Annotated in this window: 1 protein-coding gene; it reads left to right on the top strand. The window is 40.3% G+C overall.

The window, feature by feature from the left end:
* The first annotated feature begins 198 nt into the window (after positions 1-198).
* Complete coding sequence (locus tag I6F50_RS20105; RefSeq protein WP_010555535.1) at positions 199-1,185, top strand: IS110 family transposase; 987 nt, start codon at positions 199-201, stop codon at positions 1,183-1,185.
* Positions 1,186-1,222 lie beyond the last annotated feature (37 nt).

The following is a 1,222-nucleotide window of genomic DNA, read 5'->3' as shown; positions in this document are numbered from 1 at the left end:
ACCCAACCTTGTATCTCTTCTTGATGAGTGTTTAGCTAGCACTTGTCACATCGGGAAGACAGTGAGCTCGTACCCAACCAGAGTGTGAAAATGCTGTGACGTAGATTGAGCCCTGACTTCCTAACCTCCATTAAACTGAATGGTATCCTAGCGCCCCAACTAAGGGTGACGCTGCATGTACAAGGGGAGTAGATAGAGATGAAAGCTTTTATTGGCATTGATGTGGGTAAAGACAAGTTAGATATTTCCTGGCTACGCGATGTAGTCAAAAGTAAAAAGAAAACGAAGATTTTTAAAAATAACCCGCAGGGCTATCAAGAGTTAGTTGCCTGGTTGATAAAGAATACAAATTTAGAAGCACAAGATATTGTTATTACAACAGAGCCCACAGGTGTTTATAGCGAGCCGCTGATGTATTTCCTATATGAGCAAGGATTTATTTTATTACATGTAAATCCTGGTAAAGCAAAACAGTACGCAAGTTCATTAGGGCTTGTCCATAAGACAGACAAGTCAGACGCCACAATGCTTGCTCGTTATGGTCATGACCAACAGCACTCACTTTTAAGTTGGCAGCCTGAGCCTGTTGAAGCGAGAGAGTTAAAAGTAATGACGCGTAGACTTGAAGCACTTGAGCAAGACTTACGTCGCGAAGAAAATCGTTATGAAGCTGTTGGTTTCTCAGGTGCATCTACTCGAGTTACTCAGTCAATTGAAGATATGATAGCTGTACTAAAAACTGAGATAGGCAAGCTAAAAAATGACATTGATGAGCATATTGATAGACACCCACAATTAAAAAAGAACCGCCAATTGCTTCAAAGTATCAAAGGTGTTGGAGAGGTAATATCACGTATGATGGTGTCCTTGATGGCATGTAAACAGTTTAAAAATGCCAAGCAATTAGCTTGTTACTTAGGCTTAATACCTAAGCTTAATGAGTCAGGCAAACGGGCTGGAAAAACAACTTTAAGCAAAGAAGGGCCTGGGTATATAAGGGCTAAATTGTATATGGCTGCTGTAGTAGCTGTACAACATAATCCAGATATAAAAGCCCAAAATAAGCGATTAGTGGAGCAAGGTAAAACAAAAATGCAGGCAATTGGTGCTGCAATGAGAAAGCTGACACATATCTGTTTTGGTGTTGTGAAGAATCAAACTGAATATCAGCCCCAAGCTATTTAAAGAAAGCTTGAGGCTGGTTAGAAGAGATGGTATCTAC

Origin of the sequence: Pseudoalteromonas sp. NZS127_1, assembly GCF_015864295.1 — a bacterium.
Taxonomy (GTDB): Bacteria; Pseudomonadota; Gammaproteobacteria; order Enterobacterales; family Alteromonadaceae; genus Pseudoalteromonas; species Pseudoalteromonas arctica.
This window is presented reverse-complemented; position numbering and strand designations above follow the sequence as displayed.

Coding starts and splice junctions, on each gene's coding strand:
- I6F50_RS20105 (WP_010555535.1), top strand. CDS start 199: ATGAAAGCTTTTATTGGCATTGATGTGGGTAAAGACAAGTTAGATATT.